Annotated in this window: 15 protein-coding genes and 2 tRNA genes; 11 read left to right on the forward strand and 6 right to left on the reverse strand. The window is 69.2% G+C overall.

What is annotated here, in order from left to right; all coding sequences use genetic code 11:
* Nucleotides 1-17: 17 nt before the first annotated feature.
* Nucleotides 18-1463 (reverse strand): amino acid permease, encoded by a 1446-nt coding sequence (locus ACFC51_RS07495; protein WP_376373895.1) that lies wholly within the window; start codon nt 1461-1463, stop codon nt 18-20.
* A 254-nt stretch (nt 1464-1717) separates the two neighbouring features.
* Between ACFC51_RS07495 and ACFC51_RS07500 the strand changes: the two genes are divergently transcribed.
* Both ACFC51_RS07500 and ACFC51_RS07505 read left to right on the forward strand, forming a co-directional pair.
* Entirely contained in the window at nt 1718-2206 is a 489-nt protein-coding gene (locus tag ACFC51_RS07500) for a ribose-5-phosphate isomerase (protein ID WP_376373894.1), read from the forward strand.
* Between the two features lie 75 nt (nt 2207-2281).
* Nucleotides 2282-3103 carry an Fpg/Nei family DNA glycosylase gene (locus ACFC51_RS07505; RefSeq protein WP_376373892.1) on the forward strand — a complete coding sequence of 274 codons (822 nt, stop codon included), beginning with the start codon at nt 2282-2284 and terminating at the stop codon, nt 3101-3103.
* A 24-nt stretch (nt 3104-3127) separates the two neighbouring features.
* Here ACFC51_RS07505 and ACFC51_RS07510 read toward each other — a convergent pair whose 3' ends face one another.
* On the reverse strand, nt 3128-4360 hold the full coding sequence (locus tag ACFC51_RS07510; protein ID WP_376527480.1) for a GNAT family N-acetyltransferase: 1233 nt from the start codon (nt 4358-4360) through the stop codon (nt 3128-3130).
* A 105-nt stretch (nt 4361-4465) separates the two neighbouring features.
* Here ACFC51_RS07510 and ACFC51_RS07515 point away from each other — a divergent pair, with 105 nt between their 5' ends.
* On the forward strand, nt 4466-5611 hold the full coding sequence (locus ACFC51_RS07515) for a PP2C family protein-serine/threonine phosphatase (RefSeq protein WP_376373887.1): 1146 nt from the start codon (nt 4466-4468) through the stop codon (nt 5609-5611).
* Between the two features lie 259 nt (nt 5612-5870).
* Here ACFC51_RS07515 and ACFC51_RS07520 read toward each other — a convergent pair whose 3' ends face one another.
* Nucleotides 5871-7049: a cation:proton antiporter gene (locus tag ACFC51_RS07520; protein ID WP_376527483.1), complete on the reverse strand. Its 1179-nt coding sequence runs from the start codon at nt 7047-7049 to the stop codon at nt 5871-5873.
* 163 nt (nt 7050-7212) lie between these two features.
* Between ACFC51_RS07520 and ACFC51_RS07525 the strand changes: the two genes are divergently transcribed.
* On the forward strand, nt 7213-7713 hold the full coding sequence (locus ACFC51_RS07525) for an HD domain-containing protein (protein WP_376373882.1): 501 nt from the start codon (nt 7213-7215) through the stop codon (nt 7711-7713).
* Between the two features lie 51 nt (nt 7714-7764).
* On the opposite strand, the gene ACFC51_RS07530 is transcribed toward ACFC51_RS07525, so the two are convergent.
* On the reverse strand, nt 7765-8931 hold the full coding sequence (locus ACFC51_RS07530) for an acyltransferase family protein (protein WP_376373880.1): 1167 nt from the start codon (nt 8929-8931) through the stop codon (nt 7765-7767).
* A 470-nt stretch (nt 8932-9401) separates the two neighbouring features.
* Here ACFC51_RS07530 and ACFC51_RS07535 point away from each other — a divergent pair, with 470 nt between their 5' ends.
* Entirely contained in the window at nt 9402-9596 is a 195-nt protein-coding gene (locus ACFC51_RS07535) for a hypothetical protein (protein WP_069172794.1), read from the forward strand.
* Between the two features lie 115 nt (nt 9597-9711).
* Nucleotides 9712-10059, forward strand: a complete 348-nt coding sequence (locus tag ACFC51_RS07540) for a DUF1330 domain-containing protein (protein ID WP_376373877.1) — start codon at nt 9712-9714, stop codon at nt 10057-10059.
* Nucleotides 10060-10119: 60 nt separating this feature from the next.
* On the opposite strand, the gene ACFC51_RS07545 is transcribed toward ACFC51_RS07540, so the two are convergent.
* Nucleotides 10120-10193 (reverse strand) — tRNA-Gly (locus ACFC51_RS07545).
* Between the two features lie 169 nt (nt 10194-10362).
* Between ACFC51_RS07545 and ACFC51_RS07550 the strand changes: the two genes are divergently transcribed.
* From ACFC51_RS07550 to clpX, 5 genes are all read left to right on the forward strand, one after another.
* Nucleotides 10363-10439, forward strand: a tRNA-Pro gene (locus ACFC51_RS07550).
* A gap of 150 nt (nt 10440-10589) precedes the next feature.
* A complete protein-coding gene (tig, locus tag ACFC51_RS07555; protein ID WP_376373874.1) occupies nt 10590-11978 on the forward strand; it encodes a trigger factor in 1389 nt (462 codons plus the stop codon).
* A 299-nt stretch (nt 11979-12277) separates the two neighbouring features.
* A complete protein-coding gene (locus tag ACFC51_RS07560) occupies nt 12278-12883 on the forward strand; it encodes an ATP-dependent Clp protease proteolytic subunit (RefSeq protein ID WP_198959691.1) in 606 nt (201 codons plus the stop codon).
* Nucleotides 12884-12950: 67 nt separating this feature from the next.
* A complete protein-coding gene (locus ACFC51_RS07565) occupies nt 12951-13634 on the forward strand; it encodes an ATP-dependent Clp protease proteolytic subunit (RefSeq protein ID WP_030122564.1) in 684 nt (227 codons plus the stop codon).
* A gap of 156 nt (nt 13635-13790) precedes the next feature.
* Nucleotides 13791-15089 carry an ATP-dependent Clp protease ATP-binding subunit ClpX gene (gene clpX / locus ACFC51_RS07570; protein WP_103516222.1) on the forward strand — a complete coding sequence of 433 codons (1299 nt, stop codon included), beginning with the start codon at nt 13791-13793 and terminating at the stop codon, nt 15087-15089.
* A gap of 68 nt (nt 15090-15157) precedes the next feature.
* Here the strand turns inward: clpX and ACFC51_RS07575 are convergent, their stop codons facing one another.
* Nucleotides 15158-16162, reverse strand: coding sequence for a hypothetical protein (locus ACFC51_RS07575; RefSeq protein ID WP_376378291.1), 1005 nt, complete (start codon nt 16160-16162; stop codon nt 15158-15160).
* Between the last annotated feature and the right edge of the window lie 82 nt (nt 16163-16244).

Genomic DNA, 16244 nt, shown 5'->3' on the forward strand with positions numbered 1-16244 from the left:
TCAGGTATGGCTGACGGTCACTCGACCGGCGCCGCCGCCCTCGCCTTCCGGGCACGGGCGTCGCGCACCAGCGAGATCCCCACGACCAGGGCCGCGACCAGCAGCGAGAGCAGCACCTGCTCGCGCCCGGCGTCGTCGGTCAGCATGTAGACGAGGACGAAGGAGATCATCGCGATCGTCGCCCAGGTCAGGTACGGGAAGAGCCACATCTTCACGATGAGCTTCTCGGGCGTCTCGCGCAGGATGATGCCGCGCATCCGGAGCTGGGTGAAGCAGATGACCAGCCAGACGAACAGGGCGACCGCACCGGAGGAGTTCAGCAGGAACGCGAACACGGTGTCGGGCCACTGGTAGTTGAAGAACACCGCGACGAAGCCGAACACGACGGACGACAGGATCGCCGCCTGCGGCACACCGCGCTTGTTGACCTTGGAGAACGCCTTGGGTGCGTCTCCCCGCTGTCCCAGCGAGAAGGCCATGCGCGAGGCGGTGTAGAGGCCGGAGTTCAGGCAGGAGAGCACGGCGGTCAGCACGATGACGTCCATGACCTGGCCGGCGTGCGGGATGCCGATGACGTTCAGCGCGGCCACGTACGAACCGTCCTCGACGATCGAGGGGTCGTTCCACGGCAGCAGGGTGAGGACGACGAAGATCGAGCCCAGGTAGAAGATGGCGATACGCCAGATCACGCTGTTGGTGGCCTTGGAGACGGCCCGCTGCGGGTTCTCGGACTCACCGGCCGCCAGCGTCACGATCTCGCTGCCCATGAAGGAGAAGACGACCATCAGCACACCCGTGAGGATGGCGCCCGGCCCCTCGGGGAAGAACCCGCCGGTGTCCGTGAGGTGGGAGAGGCCCGATCCCGCGTGGTCCGAGCCGGGCAGCACGCCGAAGACGGCGAGCAGGCCGACGACGACGAACGCGCCGATCGCCACCACCTTGATCCCGGCGAACCAGAACTCGAACTCGCCGTACGAGCCGACGGAGACCAGGTTGGTCGCGGTCAGCACCACCATGACGATCAGGGCCCAGGCCCACTGGGGGACGCCGGGGACCCAGCTCTCCAGGATCTTGGCACCCGCCGTGGCCTCGACGGCGAGCACCACGACCCAGAAGAACCAGTACAGCCAGCCGATGGAGAAGCCGGCCCAGCGGCCCAGGGCCCGGTCCGCGTACGCGGAGAAGGACCCGGAGCTCGGGCGGGCGACGGCCATCTCGCCCAGCATCCGCATGACGAAGACGACCATCGCGCCGACCAGGGCGTACGACAGGAGGATGGCCGGTCCCGCCGCGGCGATGCCGGCTCCGGAGCCGACGAAGAGGCCCGCTCCGATGACGCCGCCGATGGCGATCATCGAGAGGTGACGGTTCTTGAGACCGGCCTGGAGCCCGTCCGGGGAGTCAGGCTTACCCGGCTCGCCGGGCTGTTGGCCCGGCCCGGCCAGAGTCGTCTGCGACGTCATGGATCGAATCCTTACGTTTTCTGATCACGTGTGTCGGGTTCTTGCCTGCGCGGGGGTGGTGCGGAGGCAAGGCCACGCATTCAAGCCCGGCCGAGCCCGGATGCGGAACCCCTTCATCCGGTTCCTTGACCTGATTGTTGCCCGAGTGGGATTGCGCACAGGCCGTGATCCCGGACCGGACGGCCCGCGAAAAGCCCGGCCGCTCCCGACCCCGCTGACGGTTACCCCGCCCCGCCCGTGCCACACTTCGCTCCATGCGCGTGTACCTCGGCTCCGACCATGCCGGCCTCGAACTGAAGAACCACCTCGTCGAGTGGCTCACCGCCCACGGCCACGAGGCCGTCGACTGCGGTCCCCACATCTACGACGCCCAGGACGACTATCCGCCGTTCTGCCTCCGCGCCGCCGAACGGACGGCCGCGGACAAGGGCAGCCTCGGCATCGTCATCGGCGGCTCCGGCAACGGCGAGCAGATCGCCGCCAACAAGGTCAAGGGCGTCCGCGCCGCGCTCGCCTGGAGCGAGCAGACCGCCGCGCTCGGCCGTGAGCACAACGACGCCAACGTCGTGGCCGTCGGCGGCCGGATGCACACCGTGGAGGAGTCCACCAGGTTCGTCGAGATCTTCCTCGACACCCCGTACTCCGGTGAGGAGCGCCACACCCGCCGCATCGACATGCTCACGGCGTACGAGAACACCGGCGAGCTCCCCCCGATCCCGGCCCACCACCCGCAGCAGGGCTGAACCGCCCCGCACCCGCCTCCCTCGTGCCGCCGGGACCGTTCCCGGCGGCACGAGCGCGTTACCAGGAGACCCGCCGTGCCCGAGGGGCATACGATCCACCGCCTCGCCGCGGACCACCACGAGCGGTTCGCGGGCGGACCGGTGCGGGTGAGCAGCCCCCAGGGCACGTTCTCCGACAGCGCTGCCCTGCTCGACGGCCGGACCCTCACCGGCGTCGACGCCCACGGCAAGCACCTGTTCCTGGGCTTCGAGGGCTCGGTCTGGGTCCACATCCACCTCGGCCTCTTCGGCAAGCTCGGCTTCGGCGGCGTCCCCGCGCCCCCGCCCGCCGGCACCGTCCGGCTGCGGCTGCTCAACGCCGCCCACCACGCCGACCTGCGCGGCCCCACCACCTGCGCCCTGATCACCGCCCCCGAGAAGCGCGCGATACACGACCGGCTCGGCCCGGACCCGCTGCGCGCCGACGAGGACGGCGAGCGCGCCTGGCAGCGGATCTCCCGCAGCCGCGTGACGGTCGCCGCCCTGCTGATGGACCAGAAGGTCGTCGCGGGCGTCGGCAACGTCTACCGGGCGGAGGTTCTCTTCCGGCACGGGATCGACCCCTACCGCCCCGGCAAGGACCTCTCACGGGGCGAGTGGGACGCGATCTGGAGCGACCTCGGCGCACTCATGCGCGAGGGGGTGCGGAACAACCGCATCGACACGGTCCGCCCCGAGCACCTGCCCGAGGCGATGGGCCGGCCCCCGCGCGTCGACGACCACGGCGGCGAGGTGTACGTCTACCGGCGCGCCAGGCAGGCCTGCCACATCTGCGGCACCGGGATCCGCACGGCGGAGCTGGCGGCCCGCAACCTCTTCTGGTGCCCGGCCTGCCAGCCGCCCGTACCGGCCCGGTAGACAGCCCGCCGGGTCAGACCGGGGTCAGAACCCGTGCGGGCACCACGGCTCCACGTCCGCGGAGAACGCCAGGGCGGCCGCGGCCAGCGCACCCGCCCGCAACTCCTGCACCAGCCCCGCCGAGGCCAACGTCGTCAGGGACACCCCGCCGAGATAGGCGGACCCCAACGAGGAGGCGGAAAGGGCGAGTTCGGGCTCGTCGTCCGTCCGCCGGCAGGTGGCCGCACCCTTCGCGTCCGCCGTCAGCCGCCAGCGCCCCTCGTTCCAGGGGCAGAAGGCGTCCTCCACGTCCAGCACCACGTCCACCGGCGCCCGGTAGCTCCGCGCCTCCAGCGCCGCGCCCACCTCGACCACCCGCACGTACATCCCGTCCCGCAGCCGCACGTCGCAGCGGCGGACGTCGGAGACCAGCCGGAGCACGGCGTCGTCCGCAGGCCGGTTGTGGCACTCGACGACCGAGGTCAGGTCGATCCCGAAGAGGAAGCGCCACAGCGCCGCGTACGACGCGGGGTCCAGCGCCGCGAGGTCCCGCACCGCCACGGTTCCCCGGGGCCCGGCATCCTCCCACGCGGGCCTCAGGTGGAACGTGACGTATCCCGTCACCTCGCCGTCCCGCTCCACGAGGACGCACTGCAACGGGGAGCCGCCCTGCCGCCTGCTCTCCGGGTCGTTCACCGGCGTCCGCTCCCATCCGGGCCGGCGCAGGAGGCCACCGGGCCGGGCCGCCGCGAGCTGCCCGTACACGGCCTCGCAGGCGCCGAGCGCCTGCTCCGGGGAAGACCGGCGCACCCGGACCCCGTCCGTGCCCGGGGGCAGCGTGAGGCGGACCCGGGAGGTGTCGATCCTCAGGTTCATCTCGGCCGTGGCCGCGCCGTAGCCGAACCGGCCGTAGATCTCGGGCTCCGACGCCAGCAGCACCGCGAGCGGCTCGCCCCAGGAACGGACGTCGTCCAGCTGACGCCGCATCATCGACGTCAGCAGCCCCTGCCTGCGGTGGGTCGTGGAGACGCTCACCCCCGTGACCCCCGCGGCCGGCACCGCGGCCCCGCCGGGCACGGTCAGGCGGAAGCTGTACGCCCCGGCCGTCCCCACGCAGTCCGCGCCGTCCCAGTGGGCGATCGCACGCTGCGGCTCGGCCAGGGCGGCGTACATCTCACGGCTCTCGGGCGCGAAGGGGACGCCGCCGAACGCCAACTCGAGACAGCCGAACCAGGCATCCCATTCCGCCGCCGACAGCACCCGCAGTTCCGTAGTCATGGGCCCTGCTTACCAGGGCCGCGAGGCCCTGGCGAACCCGTTTCGAACACATTGTCACGGGGTCCCCCTGCACCGGAGGCCGTCGGATGGATAAGGTCCCCAACAATGGCCCGTCGCAGAGGAGCAGACACCTACCCCGCCCGGTGGCGAAGATCGATGCACCGGGCGCGCATCGCGCTGCGCAGGTCCGGCGTCGACTACTTCCGGGGTGACGGCTCCGACTGGATAGCCCTGGCCGGTCTGCTGATCGTCATCCCCGTGATCACCTGCGTGACGCTGCTCAACCCCGTCTGGTGCTCCCCGACCGCCCTGGCCCTGCCGATCGTCGCCGGCGGCCTGCTCCTGCGGCCGGCCAGCCTGCTGAGTCTCTACGCGACCGCGGCCGCCGCCCTGATCGTGGAGTCCATAGCCCTCGGCCCCTACGCGGACGGGCCCGCCCGGGTCACACCGGGCACCGTCCTGGTCGTCGCGGCCTGCGGCTTCTTCGGGCTGGTCCTGGCCCAGTTCCGTGCCAGGGTCGGGGTGCCGTGGCGCCGCGGCGGCACGATGCTCTTCGACCTGCGCGAGCGGATCCGGGTCCAGAGCGCCCTGCCGCGGCTGCCCGAGGGCTGGCACCGCGAGATGGCGCTCCGCCCCGCGGGCGGCCAGTCCTTCTCCGGGGACTTCGTCGTCGCCGCCCGCACCAACGGCGGCCGCACCCTGGAAGTGGTGCTCACCGACGTCTCCGGCAAGGGCATGGACGCGGGTTCCCGCGCCCTCCTGCTGTCCGGCGCCTTCGGCGGCCTCCTGGGGTCCCTGCCGCCGCACGGATTCCTGCCGGCGGCCAACGGCTATCTGCTGCGCCAGGACTGGGACGAGGGATTCGCCACCTCCATCCATCTCGTCCTCGACCTGGAGTCCGGCGACTACGAACTCCTCTCGGCCGGCCATCCGCCCGCCCTGCAACTGCACGCCGGCAACGGCCTGTGGGAGGAGAAGGCCGCCGAGGGCCCGCTCCTGGGCGTCTACGACGGGGCGGAGTTCGACGCGGTGAAGGGATCGCTGGCCCCCGGGGACGTCCTGATGCTCTTCACGGACGGCCTGGTGGAGGCCTCCGACCGGGACATCGCCGACGGCATCGACCGGCTGACCGGCGAGGCCGACCGCTACGTCGCGACGAGCTTCGAGGGCGCGGCCTGGCATCTGATCGAGGCCTGCGCGAAGGACGTCAACGACGACCGTGCGCTGTTGCTGCTGTCCCGCCGCGCCTGACGTTCACGAACCGGCACAAACGGCACAGGCGTCAATGCAGCCTTCGCTCGTCACCCGAACGTGGAGCCATCGAGGGGGTCCCGTCCGTCGGGGCGTCCCGTTCCCGGCGTTCCGGCGGCCCGGCGTCCTCCAGGCGTACCGGCGGCCGGATTTCCCGTCCAGGCATCCCGTCCGCCCGGTGTCCCGTTCCAGGTGCCTCGCCCCAGGCGTCCCGTCCCCGGGTGCGCGGACGCTGCCTCGCACCCGGGGCGTCGGCGCCTCAGACCGGTACCGCCTCCTTCTCGGTCTCCTGGTCCCGCGCGCGCCCTCCGGGCAGGATCCGGGCGAGCCAGTGCGAGCGGCCGGCCGCCAGCGGTGACAGCACCGCGAGCAGCAGCACGTAGCCGGCGATGAACGGCGAGAGCCGCTCGTCCAGACCCGCGCCGGCCGCCATCGTGGCGAGGATCAACGCGAACTCACCGCGCGCCAACAGGGTGGTGGAGATGTTCGCCGTGGCCTGGGGGCCGAAGGCGTAGATCCGGGCCGTGGCCATCCCGGCGAACACGTTCATCGCCACGGTCACCGCGACGGCGGCCAGCACCGGCCACAGCACGCTCGGCAGGTCGCCCGGGTTGATGGACAGTCCGAAGGCGAAGAAGAAGATCGCACCGAACGCGTCCCTCAGGGGGTGGACCAGCTTCAGGATGCGGGCGCCCGAGGTGGTGCTGCCCAGCATCAGGCCGACCATGAACGCGCCGATCGCGTCCGCGACACCGAACCACTCCGAGACCCCGGCCACGAAGACGGCGACACCGAGGAAGGAGATGACGAGGAGTTCGTCGTCCTTGGTGTTCATCAGCTTGCCGACGAGCTTCGTACCGAAGCGGGCCATCACGGCGAGCAGCAGCAGGAAGCCGAAGGCCTTGCCGCCGTCGAGCACCGCCGCCCCGAGGCTGTCCGCGCCGGACAGGATCGGCTGCAGGGCTGCCAGGTAGAGGGCGAGGAAGACGTCCTCGACGACGATGATGCCGAGGATGGGCCGTGTCTCGGGACTGCCGATCCGGCCGAGGTCCACCAGCACCTTCGTGACGATGGCCGACGACGAGATGCCCAGCACTCCCGCCAGGACCAGCGCTTCCGAGGTCCCCCAGCCCAGTGCGAAACCGAAGCCGAGGCCCGCGCCGACGTTCAGGGCCAGATAGGTGCCGCCGGCGAGCGCCATCTTGCGCCCGCCCTTCTTCAGGTCGTCCAGGTGGAACTCGAGCCCGAGGTAGAAGAGCAGCAGCACCAGACCGAGCGCGGAGAGCATCTCCAGGTCGTGGGGGTCGTCGAGGAGGACGACCCCGGGGGTGTGCGGGCCGAGCAGGATCCCGGCCAGGATGAACAGGGGGATGGTCGGCAGTCCGATGCGCCCGCCGACACGGGCGAGCACGGCGGCGGCGAGGAACGCGCCCCCCATGGCGATGAGCGTGTCTGCGTGTCCGATGAGCCTGTCTCCTTCGTTCGGTCAAGAGTGCGTCAAGGAATCGTCAGTAATTAGTTTACCGAACGATTCGGGGTGCACGTGTGGACCGCCGAAGTGGACTGTCGAGGAGATGTGCCGCCGGGCGTACAGTCGGCCCATGCCGATCCCGTGTCTGACCCTGGCCCAGGTGGAGACGATCGCCCGCGAAGCCCATCGCGGGCAGACCGACAAGGCTGGCCGCCCCTACACCGAACATCTGGCGGCGGTGGCCGAAGGCGTGCGGATCCGGGGCGGCAGCGAGGAGCAGAGGGCCGCAGCCTGGCTGCACGACGCGGTCGAGGACGGCGCGCTGTCCCGGGAGTGGCTGGACGAGGCACCCCTGCCCCGGCAGGTGAAAGAAATGGTCCTCGCCGTCACCAAGCGGGACGGCGAGGACCTCTTCACGTACACCGGGCGGATTCTCGCCACGCCCGGCGCGCTGCTGATCAAGGAGTCGGATCTCGCGCACAACGCGGATCCGGACCGGCTGGCGGTCCTGGAGCCGGCCACCCGTACCCGGCTGACCGAGAAGTATGCGCAGGTGCGCGGCCTGTTGGGACTCGACGGGGGCGTGAGGCCCACGGACCGACGGGATCCAGCCAACCCCGCGGCCGGCTGACGCGGCGACGGGACCGGCCCCGCGGGAAGGGGTCGATCCGGACAGCCTCGGTCAGCGCTTGGCGGGGCTCCTGCTGCGGAACGCCCAGTTCATGTCCGGCTCGGTGGCGAAGCGCATCACGCGCCGGACCGGGGGAGTGCAGAGCAGGGTCACGGCGGCCCCCGCGACGAGGGAGACGACGACCAGGCCCAGGGGGCCCGTCAGCCACGTGTGGTGCTCGAACAGGTCGTAGTAGTCGGCGGCCCGGATGAGGAAGCCGTGCAGCAGGTAGCCGCAGATCGTCCCCGCTCCCAGCGCGGTGAACCACATGTGCCGGCGCGGGACCCAGGAGAGGAAGGCGATCGTGAGGACCAGGGCGCATCCGAACATCGCCAGGGTCATCACGACACCCGCCCACCAGGGGAAGTCCATCTCCTGGGCGCTGTTGCTCCGGTAGAACCAGCCGAGCTGCATGCGCGGCGCGGCCCAGTAGGCGAAGAGCAGGGTTGCGGCGAACACCGGAACGGCGGCCAGGCGCACCTCGCGCCGCCGGATCATCTGGAAGTGCTCGGGCTTCATCAGCAGACCGAGCACGAAGAAGGGCAGCAGCTGGCAGACGCGCTGGAGATCGAGGTCGTCACCGATGCCCGGCGTCACCGAGGCGAGCGCCGCGATGGCGAGCGCGACCGGCAGCGGATGCCGCAGTGACTGCCAGATCGGCGTGGTGACGCGCCAGATGAACAGGGCGATCAGGAACCAGGTCAGGAACAGCGGGTCGAGCAGGGTGATGGGGGCGTCACCCTCCCCGCCGGCGTACCGCTTGAAGAGCGAGTACGCGGTCTCGAAGAGCACGTACGGCACCGCGACGCCGGTGACGAGGCGCTTGACCTTGGCGGAGCTCATGTCGAACGACCGGGAGAAGTACCCGGAGACAAGGATGAACGCCGGCATGTGGAACGTGTACACGACCATGTAGAGCGCTCGTGTCGTGCGGCTGCCGTCCATCACCGGCTCCCACGCGTGCGCGACGGCGACGAGCACGATCGCGAGGTACTTCACATTGTCGAAGTACGCGTCGCGGCGCTTGGCCGGTGCGGGGGCGGCGGTGCCGGCGGGAGCCGTCCTGGCGGTGCGGGAAGGGGCTTCCGCGGCCGTCAGGGTCTGCTCGTGTCTCGGCTCCGACTCCCGGCTCTCCGGGGTGATCGGGGCCCTCTGAATTTCGCTCGGAGCTTGGGACATCTGATGCACCTTAGACCCGTCGATCGGTATGCGTAAAACTCTCAAGAGATATCGCGTGTTCCCGGCTATTCGTAAGTGAAACCACCGGCAACTGCCCGTTAGGTAGGGATTCATCCCGCTTAAATGGGGCATATCGACAGGTGGTTGGCGAGAGTGAATTTCGTCGCACGAACTCCCGGCAAATCCCTGTGAATGAAGTGTGGGGATATGGAAACGATCACACCCGGGGATATCCGAACTCCCCTGTGCACAGCGGGTGCACAGCATTCCTCCGAGCGCCCCGCAGGGCGCTGTCCACGCCGGATCACGCAGGGGCGCACGGGGGCGCGAGGATGGCGCGATCCGGCCATGTCTCTTCTTCACCCGGCAGCATCCACAGGGCAGTTGGTGGCACGATGGGCGCGACGGAGGTGTGCTGGGCCGCACACCACCGGGCCGGCAAGGCGGACCGACCAAGGGTGTGATCAGTCGTGGCCATTTCACTGTCTGTGGTGCTTCTGCTGGGGATCGTCCTGGTGGTGTTCATCCGCGGCGGTTCCCTCAAGGGCGGGCCGGCGGTCGTCGCCGTGCTCTTCGGCTTCTTCCTGGCTTCGACCGGCATGGCGCCGTCGATCAACAGATTCATGAACTCGATAGCCGACACGATCAACCAGATCAGCTTCTGAGGCCGCGCAAGGGCCCGGCCGGCCGGTGCGGGCCGACCGGCTCTCCGTCATGCCGCCGTCCGAGGGGGTGTGCCGGCCCGGACGCCCGCGCGGAACTCCTGACCGGAAGGACGTCATGCCCGCCTATGTCATAGCTCACCTGCAGGAAGCCGCCCCGCACCCGGACATCGCCGCGTACATGGAGCGGCTCCCCGGCACCTTCGAGGCGCACGGCGGGCGCTACCTCGTGCACGTCACCCCGCACGAGGTGAAGGAGGGCGTCTGGCCGGGCCACGTCGTGATGATCGGCTTCCCTGGCATCGCCGAGGCCCGGGCCTGGTGGGACTCGCCGGCCTACCGGGAGATCGCGCCGTTGCGCTCACGGCACATCGAGGGCGACATCATCATGGTCGAGGGCGTTCCCGAGGGGTACGACCCGGGCGCCGCGGTGAAGGCGATGCGCGCGGCGCTGCCTGCCGGGTGACCCAGGGGAAAGCAGCAGGGCCAGGCGGAGGAACAATCCTCTGACCTGGCCCTGAGCCGTTGGAGCGGGCGACGGGAATCGAACCCGCGTAGCTAGTTTGGAAGACTAGGGCTCTACCATTGAGCTACGCCCGCGAGCACCGCACCGCAGGTCCTGGGGACCGCGGTACGGACAGCATCGTAGCGGGTCCGGGAAGGTGCGCGCACACCCGTATCGGTGTGCCCCCCGTGACGCCCCCGGTGACGGCCTGTGCGAAGCGGCCGACGCAGCGCTCGTCTGCATGTACCCTACGTGTCGCACCGACGGGGTGTGGCGCAGCTTGGTAGCGCGTCCGCTTTGGGAGCGGAAGGTCGTCGGTTCGAATCCGGCCACCCCGACCACCAGCAAGATCGCATTGTGGGAGTGCTCCCCCTTGCCGTTACTATGCAAATTGCGTGCCCGTGTGTCTGATGTACCGGGCTCGATCCGCGAAGCCGCCTCTCGGCGGCCCAGCAGAACCCCAAGAAGTCAGCCACCAAGGAGACCGAACCGTGAAGAGCGCCGTGGAGACCCTGAACCCGACTCGGGTTCGGCTCAGCATCGAGGTGCCCTTCGAGGAGCTCAAGGACAGCCTCGACGCGGCGTACAAGAAGATCAACCAGCAGGTCACGGTGAAGGGCTTCCGTAAGGGCAAGATCCCCAACCGCGTCATCGACCAGCGGTTCGGCCGTGGTGCTGTGCTGGAGGAGGCCGTCAACGACGCCCTTCCGAAGTTCTACACCGAGGCTGTCAACGAGGGTGAGCTCAACGTTCTGGGCCAGCCCGAGGTTGACATCACCGAGCTCAAGGACGGCGAACTGCTGGCCTTCACCGCCGAGGTGGATGTCCGTCCCGAGATCGAGATTCCGGACTACTCCGGCATCGAGGTCACCGTGGACGCACTCGAAGTCACCGACGAAGAGGTCGAGAAGGCCGTGGAGCAGCTCCGCGAGCGCTTCGCCTCGACCAACCCGGTCGAGCGCGCCGCCGCCGAGGGCGACGTCGTGACGATCGACCTGGAGGCCAAGGTCGACGGAGAGGTCCTCGAGGACGGCGTGGCCGCGGGTGTCTCGTACACCATCGGTTCCGGCGAGCTCCTCGACGGCATCGACGAGGCCGTGACCGGCCTGGAGGCCGGTGGCGAGGCCACCTTCACCTCCGAGCTGAAGGGCGGCTCCGCCGAGGGCAAGGAAGCGGAGGTCACCGTCAAGGTCACCGCCGTCGCCTCGCGCGAACTGCCTGAGCTGGACGACGACTTCGCGCAGATGGCGAGCGAGTTCGACACGCTCGCCGAGCTCCGCGAGGACAGCCGCAAGCGCCTCGAGAACACCAAGCAGTACGACCAGGCCACCCAGGCACAGGAGCGCGTCCTCGAGGAGCTGCTGAAGCTGGCCGAGGTCCCGATCCCCGAGAAGCTTCTCGCGGACGAGGTCCAGACCCGCAAGCACAACCTCGAGCACCACCAGCTCGGCCAGATGGGTCTCGACCTCGAGAAGTACCTCGAGATCCAGGGCAAGACCCTGGAGGAGTTCGAGAACGAGACCTCCGAGCAGGCCGTCAAGGGCATCAAGACCCAGTTCATCCTTGACGAGCTCGTCAACAAGGAGAAGCTGAACGTCAACCAGGAGGAGCTCACCGAGCACCTCATGCGGCGCGCGCAGTCCTCCGGCATGAGCCCCGACCAGTTCGCCCAGGCCGTCGTCGAAGGCGGCCAGGTGCCGATGCTCGTCGGCGAGGTCGCCCGCGGCAAGGCGCTCGCCGTCGTCGTCGAGGCCGCCAAGGTCGTCGACACCAACGGTGAGATCGTCGAGCTCGAGGACGACGAGGACGAGGCGGAGACGGCCGAGGCGGTCGAGGCCGCCGAGGGCACCGAGAAGGCCGAGGAGAAGAACGAGGCCTGAGCCCCGTTCCGCTCGCTGAACCGATCCACGCGGCGGGCCCCGGACGTACCACGTCCGGGGCCCGCCGTCGTATCGGCCCGGGCCCCCCGGCCGCGGCCGGTGACGCACCCGGGAACCCTTGTGCCCACTGGCTTACCTTGCGCTCCCAGCGAACAGTTGGGGAAGCGGGATGGCGTTGTCCCACCTGCGCGTTAGGGTCCATGAAGAGGAAGGGTCGGGTAGTCCCGGCCCACCCGGTACGAAGACGCTGAGACGGCCGGAGCCGTCAGAGACGAGCAGGTGGATACGTGACGAATCTGATGCCCTACGCCGCCGGAGAGCCGTCCCTCGGTGGAGGCCTCGGTGACCAGGTCTACAGCCGACTGCTCGGCGAACGCATCATCTTCCTCGGTCAGCAGGTCGACGATGACATCGCCAACAAGATCACCGCGCAGCTCCTGCTCCTTGCCGCGGAACCCGACAAGGACATCTACCTCTACATCAACAGCCCCGGCGGCTCGGTGACCGCGGGCATGGCGGTCTACGACACCATGCAGTACATCCCGAACGACGTGGTCACCATCGGTATGGGCATGGCGGCCTCGATGGGCCAGTTCCTGCTCACCGGCGGCACGGCGGGCAAGCGCTTCGCGCTCCCGAACACCGACATCCTCATGCACCAGGGTTCGGCCGGCATCGGCGGTACCGCCTCGGACATCAAGATCCAGGCGCAGTACCTGCTCCGTACGAAGACGCGGATGGCGGAGATCACCGCCCACCACTCCGGTCAGACCGTGGAGACGATCATCCGCGACGGCGACCGCGACCGTTGGTACACCGCCGAGGAGGCCAAGGAGTACGGCCTCATCGACGAGATCATCTCGGTCGCGTCGGGCATCCCGGGCGGCGGCGGCACCGGCGCCTGATCCGGGCGTGCGCCACCCCGCTCCCTCTCGTACGCCGAGACCCCCAGCCCACAGATACGCCACCAGGATGGTGAAGACCCACATGAACAACTTCTCCGGCGCCTCCGCGAGCGGCCTCTACACCGGCCCGCAGGTGGACAACCGCTACGTCGTCCCGCGCTTCGTGGAGCGCACCTCGCAGGGCGTGCGCGAGTACGACCCGTACGCGAAGCTCTTCGAGGAGCGCGTGATCTTCCTCGGCGTCCAGATCGACGACGCCTCGGCCAACGACGTCATGGCCCAGCTGCTGTGCCTGGAGTCGATGGACCCGGACCGTGACATCTCGATCTACATCAACAGCCCCGGCGGCTCGTTCACCGCGCTCACCGCGATCTACGACACGATGCAGTTCGTGAAGCCGGACATCCAGACGGTCTGCATGGGCCAGGCGGCCTCCGCCGCCGCCGTCCTGCTGGCCGCGGGCACCCCGGGCAAGCGCATGGCGCTCCCGCACGCCCGTGTGCTGATCCACCAGCCGTCCTCGCAGACCGGCCGCGAGCAGCTCTCCGACCTGGAGATCGCGGCCAACGAGATCCTGCGGATGCGCACCCAGCTCGAGGAGATGCTGGCCAAGCACTCCACCACCCCGCTGGAGAAGATCAGCGAGGACATCGAGCGCGACAAGATCCTTACCGCTGACGACGCACTCGCGTACGGTCTGGTGGACCAGATTGTCTCCACCCGTAAGACCACCGCAGGCGCGTCCGTCTGACGTCGGTCTTTCCCCTTGGCACATTCCGTCCGCACGGCCACGGCCGTGTGAACCGTGCCAAGGGGGGCCCGAACGGGGGGCCAGGCAAGGTACCGTCGGATAGAGGCACCAGGAGCCGCTGAACCAGGCTGCTCCCAGGCGAAGGGGAAGCACCTCGTGGCACGCATCGGTGATGGCGGCGACCTGCTCAAGTGCTCGTTCTGCGGAAAGAGCCAGAAGCAGGTGAAGAAGCTCATCGCGGGACCCGGTGTGTACATCTGCGACGAGTGCATCGATCTCTGCAACGAGATCATCGAGGAGGAGCTCGCAGAGACCTCCGAGGTGCGGTGGGAGGAACTCCCCAAGCCGCGCGAGATCTACGAGTTCCTCGAGGGGTACGTCGTCGGGCAGGAGCCCGCGAAGAAGGCCCTCTCGGTCGCTGTGTACAACCACTACAAGCGGGTCCAGGCAGGCGAGAACGGCGGCGGCGCGAACCGCGACGACGCGATCGAGCTCGCCAAGTCCAACATCCTGCTGCTGGGCCCCACGGGCTCGGGCAAGACGCTCCTCGCGCAGACGCTGGCCCGCATGCTCAACGTCCCGTTCGCCATCGCGGACGCGACGGCGCTGACGGAGGCCGGCTATGTCGGTGAGGACGTCGAGAACATCCTGCTGAAGCTGATCCAGGCCGCGGACTACGACGTCAAGAAGGCCGAGACCGGGATCATCTACATCGACGAGATCGACAAGGTCGCCCGTAAGAGCGAGAACCCGTCGATCACGCGCGACGTCTCCGGTGAGGGCGTGCAGCAGGCCCTGCTGAAGATCCTGGAGGGCACCACCGCCTCCGTGCCTCCGCAGGGCGGACGGAAGCACCCGCACCAGGAGTTCATCCAGATCGACACGACGAACGTCCTGTTCATCGTGGGCGGCGCCTTCTCGGGCCTGGAGAAGATCATCGAGTCGCGGGCCGGCGCCAAGGGCATCGGCTTCGGCGCGACGATCCGCTCCAAGCTGGAGATCCAGGCGAGCGACCAGTTCCAGGAGGTCATGCCGGAGGACCTGGTGAAGTTCGGGATGATCCCCGAGTTCATCGGCCGTCTCCCCGTCCTGACCTCGGTCCACAACCTGGACCGCGAGGCGCTGCTCCAGATCCTGGTCGAGCCGCGCAACGCCCTGGTGAAGCAGTACCAGCGCCTGTTCGAACTCGACGGTGTGGAGCTGGACTTCGAGCGTGAGGCGCTGGAGGCCATCGCCGACCAGGCGATCCTGCGCCAGACGGGCGCGCGCGGTCTGCGCGCCATCATGGAGGAAGTGCTCCAGTCCGTGATGTACGAGGTCCCGTCCCGCAAGGACGTGGCCCGCGTGGTCATCACCCCGGACGTCGTCCGCAACAACGTCAACCCGACGCTGGTCCCGCGCGAGCCGCGCACGATCGGCAAGAACGACGGCGGCCGGCACGAGAAGTCCGCGTAGCGGCAGGCACGACGACACACACGAAGGGGCGCCCGGCCAACGGCCGGGCGCCCCTTCGGTGTTGAGGATCAGACCTTGGTGCGCGACGTGTTGTAGAGCTTGGCCGCGAGGGCGGCCGTCTCGTCCTGCGTCATCGCCTTGTTCGTCATGGCGCCACCGATGTCGAAGCCGATCACCACGCCGACGGTGCTGTAATCGGCCCAGATGCAGACCGGCATGGTCATCTCCTTCGGGCCCTTCTGCACGGACCCGTCCCCCTCCTCGTTGACGACCTTGACGTCCTGGCACTTCATCAGCGCGCCTTCGAAGCCCGCCGGGGTGACGTTCTTGGGGCTGCCGACCAGCGACCCCTTCATGTCCTTGTCCATCGCCGCTTCGTTCTCGGCGTTCTTGAAGGAACCGTCGATCACCTTGGCGGGGTCATCGACCTGGCCCCAGATGCCCTTGAGGATGAGCAGCTTCGTGGTGAGCGGATTCTTCTCCATGTCGCCGCTCATGTACTGCGCGCCGACCTGATTCGGATTCGTCACGCCCATGGCCTCGGCTTCGGCCTTCTCCTTGCCGGTCATCGCGGACGAGGGTTGGGCGGACTTGGTGTCCTGCTTGTAGGCGTCCACCGAGGCCGCCGGCGTGAGCTTGTAGCCCTTGGTGGAGTCCGCGACATCGCTGTTGCTCGATCCGCCCGACGTCAGGAAGTACACCCCGCCCGCCACGACGGCCAGCGCCACCACGGCCGCGCCGATGATCAGCCCGGTCTTCTTCTTCGGCGCACCCGGCTGGGGCGGCATGCCGGGGTAGGCCTGCTGCCCGCCGTACGGCGGGGTGGGCGGCTGCTGGCCGTACGGGCCGGGCTGCTGCGGGTAGCCGTAGCCCGGCTGCGGGGGCTGCTGCTGCGGCGGGACACCCTGGGGGGCCTGCTGCGGGTAGCCGTAGCCGGGCTGGCCCTGCGGAGGCTGCGGCGGGCCGCCGTACGGGCCGGGCTGCTGGCCGTACGGACCCGGCTGCTGGCCGTACGGTCCGGGCTGGCCCTGCGGCGGCTGCCCGCCGTACGGACCCGGCTGGTTGTAGCTCATGGCGCTGTCCCCTCCAGAATGCTTATGCGTTCCGAACATCCTGACGGAAGCGGCGCTCACATAGGGCATCCGGGCATACACC

It is taken from the genome of Streptomyces sp. NPDC055962 (assembly GCF_042270185.1).
In the GTDB taxonomy this organism is placed as follows: domain Bacteria; phylum Actinomycetota; class Actinomycetes; order Streptomycetales; family Streptomycetaceae; genus Streptomyces.